This is a genomic window from Streptomyces chilikensis (assembly GCF_001642695.1).
Taxonomy (GTDB): Bacteria; Actinomycetota; Actinomycetes; order Streptomycetales; family Streptomycetaceae; genus Streptomyces; species Streptomyces chilikensis.
The window spans coordinates 4,254,554-4,273,472 of sequence record NZ_LWCC02000005.1 but is presented as its reverse complement, the minus strand read 5'-3'; the positions used below and the strand labels follow the sequence as shown (position 1 = coordinate 4,273,472).

19 protein-coding genes and 1 pseudogene are annotated in these 18,919 nt (G+C 73.6%); 8 read left to right on the top strand and 12 right to left on the bottom strand.

Annotation, left to right across the window (positions count from 1 at the left end; translation table 11 throughout):
• Nucleotides 1-56: 56 nt before the first annotated feature.
• The 4 genes from A2U95_RS19180 to A2U95_RS19165 form a co-directional block, all read right to left on the bottom strand.
• Complete coding sequence (locus A2U95_RS19180; protein ID WP_166024176.1) at nucleotides 57-1,019, bottom strand: electron transfer flavoprotein subunit alpha/FixB family protein; 963 nt, start codon at nucleotides 1,017-1,019, stop codon at nucleotides 57-59.
• A 54-nt stretch (nucleotides 1,020-1,073) separates the two neighbouring features.
• Nucleotides 1,074-1,859: an electron transfer flavoprotein subunit beta/FixA family protein gene (locus A2U95_RS19175; protein WP_166024174.1), complete on the bottom strand. Its 786-nt coding sequence runs from the start codon at nucleotides 1,857-1,859 to the stop codon at nucleotides 1,074-1,076.
• 194 nt (nucleotides 1,860-2,053) lie between these two features.
• A complete protein-coding gene (locus tag A2U95_RS19170; protein WP_166024172.1) occupies nucleotides 2,054-2,647 on the bottom strand; it encodes a flavin reductase family protein in 594 nt (197 codons plus the stop codon).
• 14 nt (nucleotides 2,648-2,661) lie between these two features.
• Nucleotides 2,662-2,991 (bottom strand): TlpA family protein disulfide reductase, encoded by a 330-nt coding sequence (locus tag A2U95_RS19165; RefSeq protein WP_166024170.1) that lies wholly within the window; start codon nucleotides 2,989-2,991, stop codon nucleotides 2,662-2,664.
• Between the two features lie 277 nt (nucleotides 2,992-3,268).
• Between A2U95_RS19165 and A2U95_RS19160 the strand changes: the two genes are divergently transcribed.
• Entirely contained in the window at nucleotides 3,269-3,994 is a 726-nt protein-coding gene (locus A2U95_RS19160; protein ID WP_166024169.1) for a lysophospholipid acyltransferase family protein, read from the top strand.
• A gap of 59 nt (nucleotides 3,995-4,053) precedes the next feature.
• Here the strand turns inward: A2U95_RS19160 and A2U95_RS19155 are convergent.
• From A2U95_RS19155 to A2U95_RS19140, 4 genes and pseudogenes are all read right to left on the bottom strand, one after another.
• Nucleotides 4,054-4,641, bottom strand: a pseudogene (locus A2U95_RS19155) (transglutaminase-like domain-containing protein); the annotation flags it as partial.
• A 71-nt stretch (nucleotides 4,642-4,712) separates the two neighbouring features.
• Nucleotides 4,713-5,786: a threonine aldolase family protein gene (locus A2U95_RS19150; protein WP_166024165.1), complete on the bottom strand. Its 1,074-nt coding sequence runs from the start codon at nucleotides 5,784-5,786 to the stop codon at nucleotides 4,713-4,715.
• Complete coding sequence (locus tag A2U95_RS19145; RefSeq protein WP_166024163.1) at nucleotides 5,783-6,535, bottom strand: SDR family NAD(P)-dependent oxidoreductase; 753 nt, start codon at nucleotides 6,533-6,535, stop codon at nucleotides 5,783-5,785. The genes A2U95_RS19150 and A2U95_RS19145 overlap by 4 nt, the downstream gene beginning before the upstream one ends.
• Before the next feature lie 73 nt (nucleotides 6,536-6,608).
• Nucleotides 6,609-8,012, bottom strand: coding sequence for a DUF6421 family protein (locus tag A2U95_RS19140; RefSeq protein ID WP_166024161.1), 1,404 nt, complete (start codon nucleotides 8,010-8,012; stop codon nucleotides 6,609-6,611).
• A 230-nt stretch (nucleotides 8,013-8,242) separates the two neighbouring features.
• Here A2U95_RS19140 and A2U95_RS19135 point away from each other — a divergent pair, with 230 nt between their 5' ends.
• Nucleotides 8,243-8,911 (top strand): glycerophosphodiester phosphodiesterase, encoded by a 669-nt coding sequence (locus A2U95_RS19135; protein WP_166024159.1) that lies wholly within the window; start codon nucleotides 8,243-8,245, stop codon nucleotides 8,909-8,911.
• Here the strand turns inward: A2U95_RS19135 and A2U95_RS19130 are convergent.
• Nucleotides 8,898-9,491 carry a GNAT family N-acetyltransferase gene (locus tag A2U95_RS19130; protein WP_166024157.1) on the bottom strand — a complete coding sequence of 198 codons (594 nt, stop codon included), beginning with the start codon at nucleotides 9,489-9,491 and terminating at the stop codon, nucleotides 8,898-8,900. The two genes, A2U95_RS19135 and A2U95_RS19130, sit on opposite strands and share 14 nt — an antisense overlap.
• A 28-nt stretch (nucleotides 9,492-9,519) precedes the next feature.
• On the opposite strand from A2U95_RS19130, the gene A2U95_RS19125 reads away from it, so the two are divergent.
• A complete protein-coding gene (locus A2U95_RS19125; RefSeq protein ID WP_166024155.1) occupies nucleotides 9,520-9,918 on the top strand; it encodes a VOC family protein in 399 nt (132 codons plus the stop codon).
• Nucleotides 9,919-9,979: 61 nt separating this feature from the next.
• On the opposite strand, the gene A2U95_RS19120 is transcribed toward A2U95_RS19125, so the two are convergent.
• Both A2U95_RS19120 and A2U95_RS19115 read right to left on the bottom strand, forming a co-directional pair.
• Entirely contained in the window at nucleotides 9,980-10,522 is a 543-nt protein-coding gene (locus A2U95_RS19120) for a MarR family winged helix-turn-helix transcriptional regulator (protein ID WP_166024153.1), read from the bottom strand.
• Nucleotides 10,519-12,234 carry an FUSC family protein gene (locus A2U95_RS19115; protein ID WP_166024151.1) on the bottom strand — a complete coding sequence of 572 codons (1,716 nt, stop codon included), beginning with the start codon at nucleotides 12,232-12,234 and terminating at the stop codon, nucleotides 10,519-10,521. The genes A2U95_RS19120 and A2U95_RS19115 overlap by 4 nt, the downstream gene beginning before the upstream one ends.
• Before the next feature lie 167 nt (nucleotides 12,235-12,401).
• On the opposite strand from A2U95_RS19115, the gene A2U95_RS19110 reads away from it, so the two are divergent.
• From A2U95_RS19110 to A2U95_RS19100, 3 genes are all read left to right on the top strand, one after another.
• Nucleotides 12,402-12,947, top strand: coding sequence for a DUF5134 domain-containing protein (locus A2U95_RS19110; protein WP_166024150.1), 546 nt, complete (start codon nucleotides 12,402-12,404; stop codon nucleotides 12,945-12,947).
• Nucleotides 12,948-13,108: 161 nt separating this feature from the next.
• On the top strand, nucleotides 13,109-14,053 hold the full coding sequence (locus tag A2U95_RS19105) for a M56 family metallopeptidase (RefSeq protein ID WP_166024148.1): 945 nt from the start codon (nucleotides 13,109-13,111) through the stop codon (nucleotides 14,051-14,053).
• Between the two features lie 100 nt (nucleotides 14,054-14,153).
• On the top strand, nucleotides 14,154-14,906 hold the full coding sequence (locus A2U95_RS19100; RefSeq protein ID WP_166024147.1) for a phosphatase PAP2 family protein: 753 nt from the start codon (nucleotides 14,154-14,156) through the stop codon (nucleotides 14,904-14,906).
• A 336-nt stretch (nucleotides 14,907-15,242) separates the two neighbouring features.
• Here the strand turns inward: A2U95_RS19100 and A2U95_RS19095 are convergent, their stop codons facing one another.
• Nucleotides 15,243-16,748 carry an LVIVD repeat-containing protein gene (locus tag A2U95_RS19095; protein WP_166024145.1) on the bottom strand — a complete coding sequence of 502 codons (1,506 nt, stop codon included), beginning with the start codon at nucleotides 16,746-16,748 and terminating at the stop codon, nucleotides 15,243-15,245.
• A gap of 177 nt (nucleotides 16,749-16,925) precedes the next feature.
• Between A2U95_RS19095 and A2U95_RS19090 the strand changes: the two genes are divergently transcribed.
• Entirely contained in the window at nucleotides 16,926-17,579 is a 654-nt protein-coding gene (locus A2U95_RS19090; protein ID WP_166024143.1) for a DUF305 domain-containing protein, read from the top strand.
• 119 nt (nucleotides 17,580-17,698) lie between these two features.
• Complete coding sequence (locus A2U95_RS19085; protein WP_240957363.1) at nucleotides 17,699-18,787, top strand: WD40/YVTN/BNR-like repeat-containing protein; 1,089 nt, start codon at nucleotides 17,699-17,701, stop codon at nucleotides 18,785-18,787.
• The last annotated feature ends 132 nt before the right edge of the window (nucleotides 18,788-18,919 follow it).

Below are 18,919 nucleotides of genomic sequence, written 5' to 3'. Positions count from 1 at the left end.
CGAGGGGCCCGCTGCCGGAGAACCGGCCGCGGGCCCCTCGGGCCGCTGTGCGGGGATCAGCCCTTGCGGGCCTTGATCTCCTCGGTGAGCTGCGGGACGACCTGGAAGAGGTCGCCGACGACGCCGTAGTCGGCGAGCTCGAAGATCGGGGCCTCGGCGTCCTTGTTGACGGCCACGATCGTCTTCGAGGTCTGCATGCCGGCACGGTGCTGGATGGCGCCGGAGATGCCGTTGGCGATGTAGAGCTGCGGCGAGACCGACTTGCCGGTCTGGCCGACCTGGTTGGTGTGCGGGTACCAGCCGGCGTCGACGGCGGCACGGGACGCGCCCACCGCGGCGCCGAGCTCGTCGGCCAGCGCCTCGATGATCGCGAAGTTCTCCGCGCCGTTCACACCGCGGCCGCCGGAGACCACGATCGCGGCCTCGGTCAGCTCGGGGCGGCCGGTCGACTCACGCGGGGTGCGGGAGACGACCTTGGTGCCGGTGGCGAGGGCGGAGAAGCTCACCGAGAGCTCCTCGACCGCGCCGGCGGCCGGGGCGGCCTCGACCGGGGCCGAGTTGGGCTTGACCGTGATGACCGGGGTGCCCTTGGACACGACGGACTTGGTGGTGAAGGAGGCGGCGAACACCGACTGGGTGGCGACCGGGCCGTCCGAGCCGGCCTCGACGTCGATGGCGTCGGTGATGATGCCGGAGCCGATGCGCAGCGCCAGGCGGGCCGCGATCTCCTTGGCGTCGGCGGAGGTCGGCAGCAGCACGGCGGCCGGGGAGACCGCCTCGTAGGCGGCCTGGAGGGCGTCGACCTTCGGGACGACCAGGTAGTCGGCGAACTCGGCGGCCTCGGAGGTGAGGACCTTCACCGCGCCGTGCTCGGCGAGCGTGGCGGCGGTGGCCGCGGCGCCGGCGCCGAGGGCGACGGCGACCGGCTCGCCGATGCGGCGGGCCAGCGTCAGCACCTCGAGGGTGGGCTTGCGGACGGCGCCGTCGACGTGGTCGACGTAGACGAGAACTTCAGCCATGGGAATGCTCTCCTGCGGAATGCGAAGTCTGAGGGGCGGTCAGCTGGGGAGGGCTCAGATGAACTTCTGGCCCGCGAGGAACTCAGCGAGCTGCTTGCCGCCCTCGCCCTCGTCCTTGACGATCGTGCCGGCGGTGCGGGCCGGGCGCGCGGTGGCGGCCTCGACCTTGGTGAAGGCGCCCTCCAGACCGACCTCCTCGGCCTCGATGTCGAGGTCGGAGAGGTCCCAGGACTCCACCGGCTTCTTCTTGGCGGCCATGATGCCCTTGAAGGAGGGGTAGCGCGCCTCGCCCGACTGGTCGGTGACGGAGACGACGGCCGGCAGGGAGGCCTCGAGCTGCTCGGAGGCGGCGTCGCCGTCGCGGCGGCCGGTGACCTTGCCGTCCTCGACCGCGATCTCGGAGAGCAGGGTGACCTGCGGGACGCCCAGGCGCTCGGCGACCAGCGCGGGGACGATGCCCATGGTGCCGTCGGTGGAGGCCATGCCGGAGATGACCACGTCGTAGCCGGCCTTCTCGATCGCCTTGGCGAGCACCAGGGAGGTGCCGATGGCGTCGGTGCCGTGCAGGTCGTCGTCCTCGACGTGGATGGCCTTGTCGGCGCCCATGGACAGCGCCTTGCGCAGGGCGTCCTTGGCGTCCTCGGGGCCGACCGTGAGCACGGTGACCTCGGCGTCGTCGGCGTTCTCGGCGATCTGCAGCGCCTGCTCGACGGCGTACTCGTCCAGCTCCGACAGCAGACCGTCGACGTCGTCGCGGTCGACGGTCAGGTCGTCGGCGAAGTGCCGGTCGCCGGTGGCGTCAGGCACGTACTTCACGGTGACAACGATCCTCAAGCTCACGCCGGCTCTCCTACTGCATCGTCATGTCGGGCTGCTTCCTGTCAGGCAGCATATGCGCCCGAAGCCGCCACTTCCGTCCGGGGAGTGTCCGCTCCCCGACGAATAAATTACTCGCCAGTAGTACACCCCGTCACCTCGGGCTAAGCAAGCGCTTTGCGGTGTGACCTTAGTAACGCTACGTAACGGCCGGTATGTCAGTCCCGCAGGCCGCCGTAGCGGCCCTGGTGGTAGAGGAGCGGCCGTCCCGGGCCGGCCGGATCGCCGCCCGTCACCTCGGCCACCACGATCCGGTGGTCGCCGGCGGGGACGCGCGCCACGGGGCGGCAGACCAGCCAGGCGACCACGCCGTCCAGCAGCGGGACCCCGCCGGGGCCCTCGCGCCAGGCGGTGGGCGGGGCGAACCGGTCGGCCCCGCTGCGGGCGAAGGTGGCGGCGAGCTCCGCCTGGTGCTCGCCGAGTATGTGGACGCCGACGTACTCCGCCCGGGCGACGGCGGGCCAGCAGGAGGAGCGCTCGCTGATGCCGAACGAGACCAGGGCGGGGTCCGCCGAGACCGAGGTGAGCGAGGTCGCGGTGAACCCGTGGGGCCTCCCCCGGTGACCGGCGGTGATCACGGCCACACCGGCGGCGTGGCGCCGGAAGACGGAGCGCAGCAGGTCCGGGGACGCCTCGCCGCCGTCGGCGCCGCCGGTCCCGGTGGGTCCGGCCGTCACGGGCCCGGCCGTCGCAGGGCCGGCCGTCAGGGGCCCGGCCGTCGCAGGGCCGGCCGTCACGGGGTCGACCGTCATGGAGTCGTCCTTCCTCATATCGCCTCTCCGAGGGCGGCGATCACATCGGCCCTGCGGGGCACGCCCGCGGCCCGGCGCACCACACGGCGTTCCGCGTCGAGCACCAGCGTGGTGGGCGTGGCCTCGATCCCCAGCGCGCGCACCAGCTCCAGGTGGGCCTCCGCGTCGATCTCCACGTGGCCCACGCCGGGGACCATCGCGGCCACCTCGGCCAGGACGCGCCGCGTCGCACGGCAGGGGGCGCAGAAGGCGGTGGAGAACTGCAGCAGGGTGGCCCGCTCCCCCTGGCCGCCGCCGAGTGCGGCGGCGTCGATGCGTGGTCGTCCGCCGTCGTGCCCGATCACCCGCGCTCCTTCGCTCCGCCGCCGTCACGGCGTTCCCATCATCACCCGCCGGGGAAGGTCAGCGGTGGGCGGGGGGTGAAGATTCCCCGGTCAGGGGCCGTGCGGCGGACGTGACGAGGATCTCGTCCCCACCAGGCACTTCATCTGGTCCTTTGCACGTTCTTGGGGCACGATCTCTACGCGACCGTAACCTACGGCCGCGTAGGTTCGAGCGGCCGGAGCCGGAAATCCCGCGCCCGGCGGCCGCACAGCAAGCAGAAGGGGGCTCGTCCCGCCCATGGCAGAGCTCGTCTACCGTCCCGTCATCGGTCTCGCCTTGTCGTTGTTCAAGGCCTGGGACCTGAAGATCGACCTCCGCGGCACGGAGAACATACCGCGGTCGGGCGGCGCGGTGCTGGCCAGCAACCACATCAGCTACCTGGACTTCATCTTCGACGGGTACGCGGCCCGCCCGCGCAAGCGGCTGGTGCGGTTCATGGCCAAGGACTCGGTCTTCCGGCACAGGATCTCCGGTCCGCTGATGCGCGGCATGCGGCACATCCCGGTGGACCGCCGCCAGGGGGACGCCGCCTACGCGCACGCGCTGGACTCGCTGCGGTCGGGCGAGGTGGTGGGCATCTTCCCCGAGGCGACCATCTCCCAGTCGTTCTGCCTGAAGGACTTCAAGAAGGGCGCGGCGCGCCTGGCGCAGGAGTCCGGCGTCCCGCTGATCCCGATGGCGCTGTGGGGCACCCAGCGCCTGTGGACCAAGGGCCGCAAGCGCGACTTCAGCCGCAGCCACACGCCCGTGACCATCCGGGTGGGCGAGCCGATCGACACCTCCGAGGGGACGGCGGAGGAGCTGACGGCCCGCCTGCGGGAGCGCGTCCAGGGCCTCCTCGAGCACGCCCAGCGCGACTACCCGGACACCCCCTCCGGCCCGGAGGACTCCTGGTGGCTCCCCGCGCACCTGGGCGGCACCGCCCCCACCCCCGAAGAGGTCGCGCGCCGCGAGCGGCGCTGACCGGCGTCCCCGGCGGCGCCTCCCCGTCGCTCCGCCGGTTCCGCCGCCCTCCCGTCCCGCAGTTCCGCGGGCAGGGCCCGCCACAGCTCGGCCCGGTCGCGCGCGCCGCGCAGCGCCGCCAGCACCGCGGGGTGCGGCCCGGCGTGGAGCTCCGGGTAGTCCCGCTCCCCCAGCGAGGCGTCCACCGGGAACGCCAGCCGCTCCCCCGTCAGGGAGAACCGGGCGTCGACCCCCGGCCTGTTGCCCCGGGGGTCCTGCCGGTGCCAGGCGCCGTCGAAGCGCACGGCGACCAGCCCGTGCACCACGTGTCCGCCCCGGTCGTCGCGCAACCGCTGGTAGCAGAGCGCCGTGGGGATGTCCTCGGCCCGCAGCAGCGCGGCGAGCGCGTGTGATTTCGCGTAACAGATGCCGGTGCGCAGTCCGATCACGTCGGAGGCGCGCCAGGTGACCCGCCGGTCGTCCGCGTCGTGCGAGTGGGGAATGGCGTCGCGCACGAACTCGAAGGCGGCGCGCGCATAGTCATACGAGTCGTCGGCCGCCGAGGCGAGTCGGGCGGCGACCTGCCGGACCTGCGGGTGCTCGTGGTCGATCACGTCGGAAGCGGCCAGATATGCGGACAGGTCCGGCGTCTGCTGGATGGTCTCCATGCGCCATGATCATAGGTATGCGGTCGTCCGGGATCAATGAATTTCCGAACGACCGCATACTCATGCATGAATCAACGGGACGCCATCTCCTCCTTGACGGCGGCGACGAAGGCGTCGACGTCGTCCTCCGAGGTGTCGTAGGCGCACATCCAGCGCACGTCGCCGGCGGCCTCGTCCCAGAAGTAGAAGCGGAAGCGCTTCTGCAGCCGCTCGGTCACGGCGTGCGGCAGGCGGGCGAACACCGCGTTGGACTGGACCGGGTGGAGGATCTCCACGCCGTCCACGGCCCGCACGCCCTCGGCCAGGCGCCGCGCCATCTCGTTGGCGTGACGGGCGTTGCGCAGCCACAGGTCCTTGGCCAGCAGCGCCTCCAGCTGCACCGAGACGAACCGCATCTTGGAGGCCAGCTGCATGGAGGTCTTGCGCAGGTGCTTCATCCTGCGCACCCGCTCGTGGTTGATCACCACCACGGCCTCGCCGTACATGGCGCCGTTCTTGGTGCCGCCCAGCGAGAGCAGGTCGACGCCGGCCGCGTTGGTGAAGGCCCGCATGGGCACGTCCAGGGAGGCGGCCGCGTTGCCGAGCCGGGAGCCGTCGAGGTGGACCGTCAGGCCGTGCGCGTGGGCGTGGTCGCAGATGGCGCGGATCTCGTCCGGCGTGTAGACGGTGCCGAGCTCGGTCGACTGGGTGATGGAGACGACCTGCGGCATCGCCCGGTGCTCGTCGTCGAAGCCGAAGGCCTGGCGGTCGATGAGCTCGGGGGTGAGCTTGCCGTCCGGGGCGGGCACGGTGAGCAGCTTGATGCCCGCCACCTGCTCCGGCGCGCCGCCCTCGTCGGTGTTGATGTGGGCGCTCTCCGCGCAGATCACCGCGCCCCAGCGGTCGGTGACCGCCTGCAGCGCCACCACGTTGGCGCCGGTGCCGTTGAAGACGGGATAGGCCTCGGCGGTGGCGCCGAAGTGGCCGCGCACGACCTGCTGGAGGTGTTCCGTGTAGACGTCCTCGCCGTACGCGACCTGGTGCCCGCCGTTGGCCAGGGCCAGGGCGGCGAGCACCTCGGGGTGGACCCCCGCGTAGTTGTCGCTGGCGAAGCCGCGGACCGACGGGTCGTGACGACGGCGCGCGTCGGTCTTCGGGGGGTTCACGGCTTCTCGGTCAGCCACAGACGGTTTCCGTTCACTTCACTGGCGGGCTTCTCCCAGACTCCGGCGATGGCCTCGGCCAGGTCCTTGACGTCGGTGAAGCCCGCGAACTTCGCGTTCGGGCGCTCGGCGCGCATGGCGTCGTGCACCAGTGCCTTCACGACCAGGATGGCAGCCGCCGCAGCGGGGCCGTCCTCGCCCCCCTCCTTGCGGAAGGCGTCCGCGAGGGCCAGCGTCCACGCCTCGGCGGCGGCCTTGGCGGCTCCGTAGGCGGCGTTGCCCGCGGTGGGCTTCGCCGCCCCGGTGGCGCTGATCAGCACGAACCGGCCGCGGTCGCTGCGCACCAGGGCGTCGTGGAAGGCGAGGGAGGTGTGCTGGACCGTGCGGACCAGCAGTTTCTCCAGCAGCTCCCAGTCGGCCAGGTCGGTCTGCGGGAAGGAGGCGCTGCCGCGCCAGCCGCCGACCAGGTGGACCATTCCGTCGATCCGGCCGTACTCCTTCTCGGTCTCGGCCGCCCAGGCGCGCGCCGCGTCCAGGTCCAGCAGGTCCACCGGTTCGCCGGTGACCGTGGCCCCGCCGTGCGCGTAACGGGCTGCGTCCACGGCCTCCGCCAGGCGCACGGGGTCGTTGTCCGAGGCCACGACCACCGCGCCGGCCTCGGCCAGGCGCAGCAGCGCCGCCCGTCCGGCCGCGCCGCCCGCGCCGGCCACCGCGACGACCGCCCCCTCGAGCGCTCCGTTTCCGTTCCCCATCGCTCTCGCCTCCCAGGCGTTTCGCTGAATCGTCCGGCCGTCCCCGGGCCGGTCGGTGGCTTGACCGGGCCGCCTACGCGGCGGTGGGCAGCTCGCCGCTCCCGGCGGTGATCCCCTTGGCGGAGGCGATCACGTGCTTGAGCTTCTTGGCGAGCGCCTCGTAGAACATGCTGAGCGGAAACTCGTCCGGCAGCACGTCGTCGACCAGCTTGCGCGGGGGCTGCGTGAGGTCGAGGGCGTCGGGGCCCTTGGCCCAGCGGGAGCCGGGGTGCGGCGCGAGGTAGGCGGAGACCAGCTCGTAGCCGGCGAACCAGTGGACCAGCTTGGGCCGGTCGATGCCGTCGCGGTAGAGCGTCTCGATCTCGGCGCAGAGCCGGTTGGTGACCTCGGGGGCGCGCTGCCAGTCGATGTGCAGCTTGTTGTCGGTCCAGCGGACCACGTCGTGCTTGTGCAGGTAGGCGAAGAGCAGCTGACCGCCCAGGCCGTCGTAGTTGCGGCTGCGCTCGCCGGTGACCGGGAAGCGGAACATGCGGTCGAAGAGGACCGCCGTCTGCACGTCGCGGGCCTGCGGAACGCCCTCGGCCTCCAGCTTCACGGCCTCCTTGAAGGCGGTGAGGTCGCAGCGCAGCTCCTCCAGGCCGTACATCCAGAACGGCTGGCGCTGCTTGATCATGAAGGGGTCGAACGGCAGGTCGCCGTGGCTGTGCGTGCGGTCGTGGACCAGGTCCCACAGCACGAAGGCGTCCTGGCAGCGCTGCTGGTCGTGGACCATCGCCGCGACGTCCTCGGGGAGTTCGAGGCCGAGGATGCCGACGGCCGCCTCGGTGACCCGGCGGAAGCGGGCGGCCTCGCGGTCGCAGAAGATGCCGCCCCAGGTGAACCGCTCGGGGGCCTCGCGGACGGCGACGGTCTCCGGGAAGAGGACGGCGGAGTTGGTGTCGTAGCCCGCGGTGAAGTCCTCGAAGGTGATGGCGCAGAAGAGCGGGTTGTCGTAGCGGGTCCGCTCCAGCTCCGCCAGCCAGTCGGGCCACACCATGCGGAGCACGACGGCCTCGAGGTTGCGGTCCGGGTTGCCGTTCTGCGTGTACATCGGGAAGACGACCAGGTGCTGGAGACCGTCCTCACGGCGCGCGGCCGGCTGGAAGGCCATCAGCGAGTCGAGGAAGTCAGGCACCTCGAAGCCGCCGTCGGCCCAGCGGCGCAGGTCCTTGACCAGCGCCTCGTGGTACGCGGCGTCGTGCGGAAGCAGCGGGGCGAGGGCCGTGACGGCGTCCGTCACCTCGGCGACGGCCCGCTCGGCCTCGGCGCGGCCGGGGGCGCCCTCGGCGGTGAGGTCGATGGAACCGTCCTTGCTCTGCCAGGGCCGGATGCGTTCCACCGCGCCCTTGAGCGCGGGCCACGCCGGGTGGTCCACCACCCGTGCCCCGGGAGCCTGCCGCTGCCCCTGAGTGCCCACCTGCACAAGAACCTCCGCCATCTCTCACCCTCCACGGGAGTACCTCGGGTGGACTCACCGTAAGCACCATCTTCTCTTTCAGCAAGAGGGGATCTTGGGAAAACTTATTGCCACAGCCCCGTCTGAGCGTGAATTTTCCTGTCAAGCGGCCGTACGGGTGACCCGGGAGCGCGGCAGGGGACGGCGGACGGCCCCTAGGCTGCGGGGCGGAGAAGCACGGAGCAGGCACAGCGCACGGGAGCGAGAAGACCTTGGATTTCCTCACCATCGGCCACCGCGGTCTCATGGGCGTCGAGCCGGAGAACACGCTGCGTTCGTTCGTGGCGGCCGAGAAGGCCGGTCTCGACCTGATCGAACTGGACCTCCACCTGAGCAAGGACGGCGCCCTGGTGGTGATGCACGACGCCACGGTCGACCGCACGACCGACGGCACGGGGCCGGTCGCGGACCGCACGCTGGCCGAACTGCGCACGCTGGACGCCGGGTCGGGTGAGCGGATCCCGGTGTTCGAGGAGGTGCTGGACGCGGTGACGGCCCCGCTGCAGGCCGAGATCAAGGACGTGGCGGCCGCGCAGCGACTGGCCGAGGTGATGCGGGAACGCGCTCTGGTGGAGCGGGTGGAGGTCATCTCGTTCCACGCGGAGGCGATCGAGGAGATCGCCCGTCTGGTGCCGGGCGTGCGGACGGCGCTGGTGGCCGGCCGTTACGACGCGGAGATCGTCGAGCGGGCGGTGCGGGCCGGGGCCCGGACCATGTCGTTGAACATCCGCCGGCTCACCCTGGAGACGATGGAGCGCGCCCGGCGCGCGGAGCTCCGCGTCCTCGCCTGGACGGTGAACACCCCGGAGCAGCTGCGCCTGGCGTACGCCTTCGGGCTCGACGGGGTGGTCACCGACCGTCCGGAGATCAGGCGGGGCTGATCCCGGGGGCGGGGAGCTCCTTGACCAGCAGCTCGAACTCCAGGTCGTCGCGGCGGGGGACGCCGAAGCGCTCGTCGCCGTAGGGGAAGGGGCTGGTCCTCCCGGTGCGGCGGTACCCCCGGCGCTCGTACCAGGCGATCAGTTCCTCGCGCACGGAGATCACCGTCATGTGCATCTCGGCGGCTCCCCAGGCCTCCCGGACGAACCGCTCGGCCTCGGCCATCACGACGCGGCCCAGTCCCCCGCCCTGGAGCCCGGGGCGCACCGCGAACATGCCGAAGTACGCGTGGTCGCCCCGGTGTTCGAGCTGGCAGCAGGCGACGATCCGCCCGTCCTGCTCGGCGACGAGCAGCCGGCCCGAGGGGTCGGCGAGGATCTCCCGCACGGCCTCGGGGCCGGTGCGCCGTCCGTCGAGGATGTCCGCCTCGGTGGTCCAGCCGGCCCGGCTGGCGTCCCCGCGGTAGGCGGATTCGACCAGGGCGACCAGGGCGTCGACGTCGTCGGGGGTGCCGTCGCGGAAGTCCGGGGCGAGGGTGGGGGCGGCGGCGGAGGTGCCGGCCGGGCTGTCGTCGGGGCGCATGTTCTCTCCGGTGTCTAGGCTGCGGCCCATGGTGCACGTACTGAGCAGCAGGACGTTGATCCGCCCCCTCGATCCGCCGGCCTCCCGGGCGTTCTACGGCGAGAAGCTGGGCCTCGCGGTGTACCGGGAGTTCGGCACCGGCGAGGAGCGGGGGACGGTGTACTTCCTCGGCGGCGGGTTCCTGGAGCTGTCGGGGCGGCGCGGCCCCGACGAGGACGGGGGCGGCGCCCTGCGGCTGTGGCTGCAGGTGGCGGACGCGGCGGCGGCGCGCGACGAACTGGCGGCGCGCGGCGTGGAGATCGTCCGGGAGCCGGTGCGCGAACCGTGGGGGCTGGTCGAGATGTGGATCGCCGACCCGGACGGCCTGCCGATCGTCCTGGTGGAGATTCCCGCTGACCATCCGCTGCGCCACCGGCCGGGCATGTGAGGGCCGCCGCCCGCCGGCCGGGCGGCCGGGAGCCGCCGCGGCTCCGGGCCGGGCGGTGCGGTCACAGCCGTGGGGCGAGCCGGCCCTCCAGCTGGGTCAGGAGCTTGCCGAGCAGTTCCGCCAGCCGGTGCCGCTCCTCGGCGTCCAGCCCGGAGAGGACGTCCGCCTCGAACGACAGCTGCTCCGGCAGCACGGAGTCGACCAGCTCCCGGCCCGCCGCGGTCAGGCCCACCAGGACCACCCTGCGGTCCCGGGCGTCGGTGCGCCGCTCCACCAGCCCGCGCCCGGTGAGCTGCTTGAGCCGTTTGGTCACCGCCGCTCCCGAGGAGAACGTCTCCCGGGCCAGGTCGCCGGGGGTGAGTTCCCGCCCGGTGCGCCGCAGCGCGCCGAGCAGCTCGAACTCCGGACGGGTGAGCCCCGGCCGGCGCAGCGGCGCGTCCTCCGCCTGCCGCAGGAGCGCGGCGCTGCGGTTGATCCGCCCGATGAGCCGCATCGGGTCGGTGTCCAGCTCGGGAAGGACGTCCCGCCACTGCCGGAGGACCGTGGCGACGGTGTCCGTCGCGTCCGCCGGTCCGTCCTCGGGGCGGTTCCCGTTGTCCGTCATGACGTGGCGTCCTCCGTCGTCGCGCTCGGGTGGTGCGACGGTCGCGTCACCGCGGCGGGGCCGGGCCGCGGGTGCCGTACCGTCGCGGCGAGCGTACGGTGTCCGGCCCGCTCCTCCCTCATCACGTCCTCCGTCGGCAGGGCACGCAGCCACCACTCGCCGGAGGCCGCCTGGACGGTGCCGCGCAGGCCCACCAGTTCGGCGGCCAGTTCCCGCCGCGCGGCGGCCAGGGCGCCGGGCCCGGCGAAGGGCCCGGAGAGCAGTGCCTCGGTGCGCTGCCGGGCGGCCCGGGCGCGGCCCAGCGCGGCGGCCACCCGGTCGGCGGCCCGCCGGTCGGTGACCGCCACGGCGGCCACCAGGCCGACCAGCGCGCCGACCAGCGTGTCGACCGTCCGCTCGACCACCAGCCCGGGGGTGTCCTGCAGGTGGGCGTACTCCGTGACGAGGAGGGCCATCGGGGTGACGCAGAGGCTGCCGAGCCAGTAGTTGCGGGAGATGAGCGCCTCCGCCCCGAAGCTGAGGGCGAGGACCGTCAGGACGAGCGTCCACGGGCTGAGGTGGGCGACGGGCGCGAGGACCGCGAAGACCGCGACTCCGGCCAGGTTGCCGACGACCCGCTGGACGCTGCGGTTCCAGGTCAGCGAGAGATTGGCCTGGAAGAGCGAGGCCGCGGTCACCAGGGCCCAGTAGGGCCGCCCGATGCCCAGGGCCAGCGAGGCCCAGCCCGCCAGGGCGCAGCCCAGCAGCGTGCGGAGCGCGACGGCGCGCAGCGGGACCAGCCGGTGCCGCAGCGACGGCGCGCGGAAGGCCCGCTCCATCTCGACGCCGAGGAGTTCGTCCTCGTCCTCCCCGTCGAGGGCGGGACCGAAGGTGTCCGGGACGCGGGCCAGGCCGCGCAGCCGGTCCGCGAGGTCGCGCAGCTCGGCCGCGTCGCCGGGGGCGGGAGCCGCGAGGACGGCTTCGGCGCGCACCAGCGCACGGCCGAGGGGCCGTCGTGAGGAGGAGCGGCGGCCGGTCGTCAGCAGTGTCTGCCAGGCGTTGTGCAGCGCGCCGGCGGCGTCCGCGCGCCGCTGCGCGGCCGCTTCCCCGTCCGGCTCCGCGCGGTGGGCGGACTCGGCGTGCGCGGCGACCCGGCGCAGGGCCTGGACGACGGCCCGGCGCTCGGGTCCGTGGGGGCGGAGCAGGCCGGGCGCCATGCCCACCAGCCAGGAGAACCCTCCGGCGGCGAGGGCGAGTCCCACGTGGCCGGGGACCTGGCCCAGGGTCTGCGGGGCGAACAGGGCCGCCGAGGAGACGAAGGTGAGGATCACGCTTCCGGGCGGACCGACGCCGGCGGCGTCGCAGAGCGCCTTGTGCAGGGCGGCCAGCACCGCCCCCACCGCGACCAGCGCCACGCCCGAGGAGGTGAGGGAGGCCGCGGTCAGCGCCACCGCCAGCCCGGCGACCATGCCGGCGATCACCCCGGCCAGCGCGCGGGCCCGGGCGCTGTAGGGGCGGTTGTGGGCGTAGAGGGCACACAGCGATCCGGCCGTCGTGTAGACCGCCAGGTCGAGGCGGCCGAGGGCCACCAGCAGCAGGCTGGGCGGCGCGGTGGCCACGACCACGCTGACGGCGTGCTTGTACCAGATCTCGGCCGGTCGGCCGAGCCGTAGCACGTCGATGAGCGGCAGGCGCCCCGAAGGGCCTCCTCGGACGGCGGACGGATGCTTCATCCCGTCGACGTTAGCAGGTGTTTCACTCGTAAATGATCGGCGGCTTCCGTCACGCTCCGCCCGATGCTCCCCGTACGCACCCCTGCGCCCGTATGCGCGCCGCCCCGCACGGGCATTTCCTGACCGGACCGCCGGGGCGGCGGTGACCTCGGGGGAAGGGGGCGGGGGTGCACGGACCGGCCACGACCGGATGGCTTCTGGTCGCCCTGTGCGCGGCGGCGGGCGCCTACTGCGTGCTGCGCATGCGCAGCGGCGTGGAGGAGCAGCGCAGGGCCGCCGGAGGGGAGGCGGTGATGGGCTTCGGGATGGCGGCGATGGCCGTACCGGCCGCGGCGCTGGATCCGCCCGACTGGGTGTGGCCGGTGTACGCGGCCGTCTTCGCGGCGGCCGCGCTGCACTCGCTGTGGGCGGCCCGGACCGGCGCGCACCATCTGCACCACGTCGTCGGCGCGCTGGCCATGGTCCACATGTCCCTGGCCATGACCGCGGCGCCGGGCGGCCACGCGGGTCACGGCGCTGCCGGGATCCCGTTGCCGACGGGGGTCCTGCTGCTCTACTTCGCCGGTTACGTGCTGCTCTCCGGGGCGCGGCTGCTGCCGTCCGGCGCGGTGGCCGGGGGCGGTACGACGCGGTGGGGGGACCGGCCGGAACTGGCCCGGGCGTGCCGGCTGGGCATGGGGATCGCCATGCTGGCCATGCTCCTGACGATGTGACGGACGGCCGCGGCGGTGCCCGGCCGGGCGGACGGCCGCGGCGGTGCCCGGGCGGACGGACGGGGCCTTCGCCGTGCGCGCGGGGCCTCGCCGTGGGTGTCGTGCGTCACTCGGGGCGCGGGTGTGTTCCACGGCACGGCCGGGGCTTCTACGCTGCCCCCATGATGGTCCCCGCGGCACTGCTGCTGCTCGGCGCGCTGACCGCCGTCGTCGCGCCCCGCCTCCTGGCGCGGGCGGACGTGGACCGGGAACCGGTGGTGGCCCTGTGGGTCTGGCAGTGCGTGGTGGCGGCCGTGCTGCTGTGCTTCGCGCTGTCGATGACGCTGAGCGCGGCGGTGGCCTGGCAGGCGGTGCGCGGCCACGTCTTCGCGCCCGCGCCGAGCCACGTGGTCGACGTCTACGCGCCGGACGGGACGGCCGGCCCGTGGGCCGCGGCGACCGCGGTGGCGCTGGCCGCCGGCGGGCTGTGGACGGCGGCCATGCTGACCCGCGAGGTCTCGCGGGCGCGCTCCCGCCGCCGCCGGGAGCGCGCGGCGCTGCTGGTGCGGGCGCCCGTGCTGCCGGGCGAGGCCGTCGCGGGCGACGGGCTGGTGGTGCTGGAGGCCGACCGGCCGGACGCCTGGTGGCTGCCCGGCCCGGAACCCCGGCTGGTGGTCACCACGGCCGCCCTGCGCCGCCTGGGCGAACGGGAGCTGGACGCGGTGCTCGCCCACGAGCAGGGGCACGCCCGGGCCCGTCACGACTGGCTGCTGCACTGCTCCTCCGCCCTGGCCGAGGGGTTCCCGCGGGTGCCGGTGTTCGCCGCGTTCCGCGACGAGATCCACCGGCTGGTGGAGCTGGCCGCCGACGACTCGGCCTCCCGTCGCCACGGGCGTCTGGCCGTCGCGCTGGCCCTGGTCGGCCTCAACGAGGACCGCGGCGTGTTCGGCCCCGCGCCCCCGGGCGGGCGGGCCGACGTGCCGGACCGCGTCCACCGGCTGATCGCCCCGCCGCGCCGGCTCAGCCCGGTCCGCCGGCTGGGCCTGACGGCGGCGGGCGCCCTGGTCCCCGCGGTTCCGCTGCTGGTCGCCTTCGCCCCGGGGCTGGGCGTGCTGCACCTGGGCTGACGTCCGGGCGGGTGAACCGGGCCGGGCGCCGCCCGCCACGACGGGACGAACGGCGCGAAAGGATGGTTTCAGGGAGCCGGGCGGGGTCAGTATCGGCCTCATGCGCCTCTCCCCGCATGCCCCGCCCCGTACCGCGTCGTCCTCCGCCCGGCGCCGACGGCTCCACGACGCCGCGCTGCGGACGGCGGCCGTGCTCGCCCTCTGCTGCCTCGTGCTGTCGGCCCTCGTGGAGGCGTCCTGGCAGCCCCTCGTCTCCGTGGACGCGGAGATCTCCCGGACCACCCACCGCTGGGCGGTCGCGGAGGACGGCGTCACGGCGGCCTTCCGTGTGCTCACCGACTGGGTCTGGGACCCGCTGACCCTGCGCGCGCTGACCGTGGCGGTGGCCGTCTGGCTCGCCTGGCGGCGGGCGCAGTGGTGGCCGGCGCTGTGGCTGGTGGCCGTGGTGGCCGTGGCCGCCGTGCTCCAGCAGGTGCTCAAGGCCGTCCTCGCCCGGCCCCGGCCGGTGTGGCCCGATCCGGTCGACCACGCCCGCTACGCGGCGTTCCCCTCGGGGCACGCCATGACCGCGGCCGTCTGCTGCGGTCTGCTGCTGTGGGTCCTGCACCGCTGCGGCGTCGGGCGCCGGCTGTGGCGGGCGGCCGTGGCCCTGGCCGTGGTCAGCGTCGTGGGGGTGGGGCTGACCCGGGTCTGGCTGGGGGTGCACTGGCCGTCGGACGTGGTGGGCGGCTGGCTGCTGGGCGCCATGACGGTGACCGCGGCGGTCGTGGTCCACGAGCGGCTGCCGCGGCTGCGGGAGGCCGGTTCGCGCTCCTACGCGAACGCGCGGCCGCGGACGCGTTCCCGCATGTGAGCGCTTCCCCCTCCGCGCCGTCCGGCCCCGCGCCGTGCGGCCCCGGGGGTCCGGCACCGCGCTGTCCGGCTTCTCCGGGACGCCCGCGGGACGCCGTTGCGCGCCGGCCCCCGGCCCCGGTCGCCCGGAGCAGGGCCTCCGCGCGCCGCGGTCCGTCCGGGGCGCTCCCCCGCGTCGCCCCGGACGGGCCTACAGGATGTCCCCCGCCCGCCGTGCGGTCAACGGGATTTGCGGTCCGCGGCGTGCGGGGCCGGGAACGGCGTTCCCGCCGCGCGGACGGGCCGCACGGCGGGAACGGGGCGGGACGGGCGGAGGGTCACCGGCCGGGGCCCGGGGTCACTTCCTGAGGTACCGCGGCTGGGTCTGGGCGTTGAGCTCGTCCAGGTGAACGCGGTTGGCCGGGTTGGTGCGCCGGTCGTCGAGCTTCAGGACGTCGAATCCCTTGGCCATGTCGTTCGAGTAGAGGTAGCCGTTGTACCAGTACGTCGACCAGGTGCCGCCGCCACGGCCGTCGGGCAGGGGACCCCGCTCGAAGTAGGCGATCTCCTCGGGGTTCTCGGAGTCGGTGAACTCCCAGACGGAGATGCCGCCCTGGTACCAGGACTGGACCATGATGTCCCTGCCCTTGACCGGGATGAGCGAGCCGTTGTGCGCGACGCAGTTCTCGGTGGAGGCCTGGTGGCGGGGGATCTTGAAGTAGCTGACGAACCGCAGCTCGGCGTTCCTGCCCTTGCCGACGATGTCGTAGATGCCGTTGGCGCCGCGGTGGGGGCCGATCTCCTCGTTGCAGGTGGCCATGCCGCCGCCGCCGAGCTCGTCGGTGAAGACGACCTTGTCGGCGTCCAGGTTGAACGTCGCCGAGTGCCAGAACGCGAAGTTCGCGTTGTCCTGGACCTGGTCGATGACGACCGGGGCGGCCGGGTCGGAGATGTCCATCAGGATGCCGTCGCCCATGCAGGCGCCGGCCGCGAGGTTCCTCGACGGGAGGACGGTGATGTCGTGGCAGCCGGTGGTGCGGGAGACGCCCGGGTTCACCGGGGAGCCGGGGTTTCCGCCGCCGAGTTCGCCCTCGCCCGGGAAGAGCACCGGGAAGTCGACGACGGCCGCGGTCTCCGGGGCGTCGGCCGGCACCTTGATGACGGAGATGCCGTCGTGCGGGGGCCGGCAGTCCGGGTAGGCGGCGTTCGGCGCGTACGAGGAGACGTAGACGTAGACGTCGTCCCCGTCCGGCAGCAGGGTGTGGGTGTGCGAACCGCAGGCGGTCTCGACGGCGGCGACGTACTCCGGCCTGGTGATGTCGCTGATGTCGAAGATCTTCATGCCCTCCCAGGAGGACTTCTCCGTCACCGGCTGGGTGGTGCTGTTGCAGGAGTCGTCACTGCGCGAGGAGTCGGTGGAGAGGAAGAGGAGGTCGCCCGAGACCGAGATGTCGTTCTGCGATCCGGGGCAGAGCACCTGGGCCACGACCTTCGGCTTCCTCGGGTTCTTGATGTCGAAGATCTTGAAGCCGTCGTAGTTGCCGGCGAACGCGTAGCGGCCCTGGAAGGCGAGGTCCGAGTTGGTGCCGGGCAGCAGGTCCTTCGGGGTGTTGCTGATGTGCTCGATGTTGCGGGAGTGGACGATCTCGTCCACCCCGGGTATCTCGCCGCTCTCGATGGCCGCCTCGACCTCGGCCTGCGCGCTGCTGGAGATCCTTTTCTCCGGGAGGTCTCCCGGGCCGGGTACGGCGCCGGCGGGGGCGGCCGTGAGGAGTGCGGCCAGGAGACCGGCGGCGGTGGCCGCGACTCCGAGCCGTCTGCGCTGCTTTCGGGGGTGCGATCTGAGCACGTGGTCCTCCCTCATCGGTCCGTCACGCACTGAGCGGTGGACGGACCTCAGCAGTATGGGCCGCGTCATGCACAGATCAATAGATTCGAAATGCAATTAACATAAGAATTTAAGATCACCTGCTGGTGAAACCGTGCTAGGACGGACGTGGCAGACCCGAACAACCGTCAACCGCCTCACCGGGAGGTCACCGTGTTGATCCGTCGCGTTCCGCGAACCGCACTCGTCACCGCCGCGCTGTCCCTGGGCCTCCTCGCGCTCGGCGGCTGCGATTCCGGCGCGGACGACGGGCCGGGCGCGGCCCAGGGGTCCTCCGTGATCGCTCCGGGGAGACCGGGCGAGCCGAACAGGACCCTGTCCCCCGAGGAGGCGGCCCGGCACCGCAAGGAGGACGACTCCCCCAACGCCGCGGACGTCTCCTACGTCCGGATGATGATCGAGCATCACGAGCAGGCGCTGGAGATGGCCCGGCTCGCCCCGGACCGGGCGAAGTCGAAGCAGGTGAAGGGCCTGGCCTCGCGCATCGCGGACGTGCAGGGCGCGGAGATCGACATGATGGAGGGGTGGCTGGACGAGCACGGCGCCGGGAAGGACGCCGGCGGGCACGAGCACCGGACGATGCGGGGCATGGCCACGCCCGAGCAGATGGAGGAGCTCGAGGCCGCCGACGGCGCCGGGTTCGACGGGCTCTTCCTGGAACTGATGATCGCCCACCACGAGGGCGCGATCGCCATGGCCTCGGACGTGAAGGCGAACGGCAACAACCTCCGCGCCGAGGAGATGGCCGACGACGTCATCGCCACCCAGACGACGGAGATCGCGCGCATGGGGGACATGCGCGGATAGCCGGCGGGACGCCCGGCGGGCGCGCTCCTGGGCTGCCCGGCGTTGTCGGTGACGCCGTGCACACTGACCGTGTCCGACTCGCTCCCGTCCGGACGACGACGTCCCGAGAGGTGGCCGGCATGGCCGACGTACTGCTCGCCGTAGGCACGAACAAGGGTCTGTTCCTCGCGCGCCGCCGTTCCGGCGGCGCCTGGGATTTCGATCCCGCTCCCCACTTCAACGCCCAGGCCGTCCATGCGGTCGCCCTCGACACCCGCGCCCCCGCCCCGCGGATCCTGGTCGGCGGCGTGAGCTCCCACTGGGGGCCGTCGGTGTTCCACTCCGACGACCTCGGCCGCACCTGGGGCGAACCGGCCCGCCCGGCGGTCCGGTTCCCGGAGGACACCGGCACCTCGCTCGAGCGCGTCTGGCAGCTCCATCCGTCCGCCGTCGAGCCCGACGTGGTGTACGCCGGCACCGAGCCCGCCGGGCTCTTCCGCTCCGAGGACCGCGGCGAGAGCTTCTCGCTGGTCCGCCCGCTCTGGGAGCATCCCACCCGCTCCCGCTGGGCTCCCGGCGGAGGCGGCGAGGGGCTGCACACGATCCTCACCGACGCCCGCGATCCGGACGCCCTGACGGTGGCGGTGTCCGCCGCGGGCGTCTTCCGCAGCACCGACGGCGGCGCGAGCTGGGCCCCGTCCAACTCGGGCGTCTCCGCGGTCTTCCTTCCGGATCCGTACCCGGAGTTCGGGCAGTGCGTCCACAAGATCTCCCGGGACGCCGCCGACCCGGACCTGCTGTACCTGCAGAACCACTGGGGCGTCTACCGCAGCGCCGACGCGGGCGCCCACTGGACGGACATCGGCGAGGGCCTGCCGTCCACCTTCGGCTTCGCGGTGGCGGCCCATCCGCACCGCGGCTCCACCGCCTACCTCTTCCCGGTCAACGCCGACTCCGACCGGGTGCCGGCCGGGCGGCGCCTGCGGGTCTTCCGCACCACGGACGGGGGCGGCGGCTGGGAGCCGCTGTCCGCCGGCCTGCCCGACGAGGACCACTACGGAGTGGTGCTCCGCGACGCCCTGTGCACCGACGACGCGGACCCGGCGGGCGTCTACTTCGGCACCCGCAACGGCGAGCTGTACGCGTCCGCGGACGACGGCGACAGCTGGCGGATGCTCGCCTCGCACCTCCCGGACGTGCTCTGCGTGCGCGCCGCCGTCCTCGGCTGAGGCGGATCCCGGCGCGACGCCGCGGGAGCGCGGACCGCGGCCCGCTCGCCGGCCCGGCACCGCCGGCGGGGCGACTCCCGGGGCGCCCCGGCCGTCGCACGGGGTCGTCGGTCCCGGCCGGGCCGGGGCGCC